Annotated in this window: 1 protein-coding gene; it reads right to left on the bottom strand. The window is 73.5% G+C overall.

Annotation, left to right across the window (positions count from 1 at the left end; genetic code table 11):
* Positions 1-133: 133 nt before the first annotated feature.
* On the bottom strand, positions 134-3,874 hold the full coding sequence (locus ACZ7GX_RS34930) for a S8 family serine peptidase (RefSeq protein ID WP_498783178.1): 3,741 nt from the start codon (positions 3,872-3,874) through the stop codon (positions 134-136).
* Positions 3,875-4,187 lie beyond the last annotated feature (313 nt).

The following is a 4,187-nucleotide window of genomic DNA, read 5'->3' as shown; positions in this document are numbered from 1 at the left end:
TGGTATTCTTTTTTTGTTTTGCTCGAGAGGTGGGGGAGATGCTGTCTTTTTGTTGGCTGTCGCTCTCGCCCGGGGTGTGGTTTGTTCTCTCCGCCCCCCCCCCCCCCCCCCCCCCCTGCGCTCGGACCGCCGGTCAGCCGACCCGGTACGCGCGGATCACGGTCTGCTCCACGGCGTTGCCGTCCGCGTCCGAGGCCTTGGCGCGCAAGGACGCGAACGCGCCGGCCGGGTTGGTGACAGTCGCCGTCCACCGCGCGCCGTCACGGCTGAGCGGAACGGTCGCCCAACTGGCGCCGTCGTCGAAGGAGACCTCCAGCTCCAACGACTTCGTGTCGGGTGCCTTGTCCTGCCTGGTCACCGTGACCGGGAAGGAGAACTGCCCGCCCGGCGCGACGTTGTGCAGGTCGACGGCGGGCGCGAAGCCCACCGAGAGCAGCGGGAGCGCCCCGCCCGGTCCCTGCCGGAACCCGGAGCGGAACGTCCAGCTGCCGCTGACCTTCGTGGACAGCGGCCACCACGGCTGGTTCTCGCGGCTGACGTCGGCGGTCAACCGGTACGAGCTCTCGTCACGGGGCGCGACGAACACCCCGCGTCCCGGCTGGTCCTGCGTGCCGACGAGCACGCCGTCGCGGTACAGCGCGGTCGAGCCCTTGTCGTAGCCGAAGAACGGCTCGGCCGCCCTCGCGTGCCCGGCGGCGTCGGTGAAGAACGGCACCGTGACGTCCAGCAGGTCGCCGGTGCGCCAGGCCCACGGGTGGTTCTCACCCAGCTCGTTGGTGGTCGTGCCGGTGAACCCGGGCGCGGCCACCGCCGCGTTCCACTGCATCCGGTAGGTCTTGCCGCGCTCCAGGGTGGCCCGTTCGTAGCCGGTGCCCGCCGCGGCCCACCAGCCTCCCACCCCGATGCGCCACTTGCCCGGCGTGAAGTGCTCGACGCGTTCGGCGTTCGGGACCCCGGCCAGACTCCACTGCGTGCTGATCTCGCCGTCGAGCCCTTCCATCGAGGCCGAGGTGATCGGCGGTTCCTCCTCGGTGCCGCCGTGGTAGAGCATGTGCACCGCGGCGAGGTCGGCGGTCTTGGCCACCGTGGTCAGCTGCCGCGGCAGCTGACCCGGTGACGGGTAGGCCAGTTCGTAGCGGTAGGCGCTGCTGGACCGGGCGGTGACGGCCGTCGTCACCCCGCCCGCCTTGACCAGGTCGGCGTACCGCCTGCCCGGCTCGTCGTACAGCCGCAACGTCGGCAGCACGGCCGGGAAGTCCTCGGCCGACCGGTTCGCCGTCGCCGCCTCCTCCAGCACGCCGACCGCCACCGCCTTGCCGCCCACGTCCTTGACGGCCCGGATGCGCGCGTAGACCTCGTCGTAGGTCATCTCACCGGGCAGCTCCAGCACCACGAGCTTGTCCTTGGCGTCGACGCCGGCCAGGTCCTCGGGCGTGCCCTGTCCACCGTGGACGGTCGCCAGCCGTTGGCTGCCACTGGGCTCCGGCGACCCGCGGAGCCAGCCGGCGGGCAGTTCGAAGCGCTGCGGTCCCTCGGCGTACACCTCCAGGTCGGGTTCCTCCAGCCGGAGGTTGTCCGCGTAGCCGAACCAGGGCACGGGCCACCGCTCCTCCGACTGCGCGTACAGCTCGGTGAACCGGGGGTCGGCCAGGTAGGAGAAGCCCGTCGGGTACTCGGGGCGGTCGGTGATCGAGAAGCGGAACTGCGAGTTCCACACGCCGCCGCGCGCCGCGGGCTGGTCGGTGGTGTGCGAGACCCGCCGGCCCTTGCGCAGGTCGAAGTTCACAGTCGTGGTGCGCGAGACCCGCACGTCGGGGTCGACGAAGGTGCTCTCCAGGGGCAGCGCGCCCGGCCTGGGCGTGCTCGCGGCGCCGACGACCGAGTACCTGCCCGCGGGGACCCGCAGCGTCTCCCCGAGGGGGCCGAACCACACGTCGCCGCTGTCGAGGTCGACCACCAGCGCGACGGAGTTGTCCTGAGGTCCGGGCGCGGCGCCGTCGCGGTTCTTCACCGCCACGGTCAGGTCGTGCATCTCCGGCTCGTCGTGGACGCCGACCGGCGTGCGCAGCCGGATCGCGCCGTCCGCCGAGGTCGCGGTGAGCAGGCCGCCGTACACGCCGGGCCTGCCCGACCGCGGCGTCAACGTCAGCGTGACGTCCGCCTTGCCCCCGGCCGGGATCGTCACCGAGGGCGCGGACAGCACGGCCAGCCCGGCCGGGGGAGCCTGCCCCTGCGCGTCGGCCAGCTTGACGTCCAGGCCCAGGGTGATCGGCGCGTCGGTGGGGTTGGTGTAGGTCACCGCACGTGCGTCCGGTCGGGTGGTGGGCCACTTCAAGTAGGAGTTGACCGTGGCCGGCGCGACCTGGACGTCCTGCGCGGTCGCCCGGGCCACGTCGACCAGACCGCCGCCGACCGCGTACACGCCCGCGTCCGCCACCGGCGCCGCCGTGCCGACCAGCGCCGCCTTGATCCGGTCACCGGTCCAATCGGGGTGCTGCTGGGCCAGGATCGCCGCCGCGCCGGCGGTGTGCGGCGTGGCCATCGACGTGCCGGACAGCTTGGTGTAGTGCTCGTCCACCGGTTCGCCGATCCGCGCGTCCGCGGCCTTCGCCGCGACGATGTCCGAGCCGGGAGCGGCGATCTCCGGCTTGACCGCGGCGTCGGTCAGCCGCGGACCGCGGCTGGAGAAGTCCGACAGCGCCCCGGACTTGGTGACGCTGCCGACCGCGAGCGCCGCGTCGGCCGCCGCCGGGCTGCCGACCGCCTCGTCCCTGCCCCAGTTCCCGGCCGCCACCACGAACAGCGTGCCGTACTGGGCGCTCAGGGCGTTGATCGCCTGCGACGCCGGGTCGGTGCCGTCGGTGGGGCCCGAGCCCAGGCTCAGGTTCACCACCTCGGCCTTGGCTTCGGCCGCCGCCCACCTCATGCCGGCGATGACGTCGTCGGTCTGGCCCGACCCGTTGTCGTCGAGCACCTTGCCGATGGCCAGCTTGGCGCCCGGCGCGACGCCCTTGTACTTGCCGCCCGACGCCGCGCCGGAGCCCGCGATGGTGGAGGCGACGTGCGTGCCGTGCCCGTTGCCGTCCCGTGCGCTGCCCGTGCCGCTGAAGTCCTGGCTGACGGTGACCTTGTCCGCCAGGTCGGGGTGCGTGCTGTCGTAGCCGGTGTCCAGCACGGCCACCGTGACGTCCTGGCCGGTGAGGCCGTTGTCCCACGCGGCGGGTGCGCCGACCTGGGGGACGCTGACGTCCAGCGCCGCTTGGACGCGCGCGTTGAGCCAGATGCGGCGGGGGCCACCCGCCAGTCGCGCCGCGCCCGGCTGGCCGCCGGTGACGGCCGACCAGAACCGGCGCGCGTCGGCCTTGCGCTCCGCGACCGCCGCCAGGCGCAGGTCGGGTAACTCCCGTTCGACCTGGGCGCCCTCGGGCGCGGTGGCCGCGGTCATGTCCGAGTACTCGACCAGGAGCGGCACCGTCTCGCTGTGCGCGTCGTCGTAGCGCTGCCGGACCAGTCCGGAGACGTTGAACAGCTCCTCGTCCAGCGTCCCGGACCGCACCAGCGCCGCCGCCACCTGCGGCACCACGTACAGGTCGGTCTCGCCGCCGCGGCGCTTGGCGTACTGGATGAACGCGGCGGGCCTGCCGCTCGCCTCGGGCTCGGTGAGCACCGACCACCGGCCCTGCGCGGTGCGCGAGACGAACACGCGGTGCCCGCTGACCAAGGTGACCCACTGCCCGCCGGACGCCGTCGCCGCTCCCTGCCCCGCGCCCGGCGATAACGGCACCGCCGCCGCGCTGCCCGCTCCCAGCGGCGCCGTCGCCGTCGCCGCGGCCAGCGCCGCGACGCCCGCGAGCAGCCGCACTCGTCGTTTCATGCGCACTCCCCATCAGTAGAAAGCTTGTGCCCCAATGACTCATGACGCCCAGGAGCGACTTGGCGTTGCCTGGGTCACGCGGGGAGCGGTTCGACTTGGGTTCGGATTGCCGACCACCGTGAAGTTGTCGGGACTGCGAACCGAATGTGAGAGGTGGGGGGGGAGGGGGGGGGGGGGCGGGGGGGGGGAGGGGGGAGGGGGGGGGGGGGGGGGGGGGGGTGGGGTTGGGGGGGGGGGGGGAGGGGGGGGGGGGTGGGTGGGTTGGGGCAGTGCGCGGACGGGGGGGGGGACAGAAGACACCGCAGTTACCGAT

Source organism: Actinosynnema sp. NPDC037264 (genome assembly GCF_055603705.1).
This window is presented reverse-complemented; position numbering and strand designations above follow the sequence as displayed.

Excerpts from the sequence above, each read along its gene's own strand:
- ACZ7GX_RS34930 (WP_498783178.1), bottom strand. The coding sequence starts at position 3,874 with ATGAAACGACGAGTGCGGCTGCTCGCGGGCGTCGCGGCGCTGGCCGCG.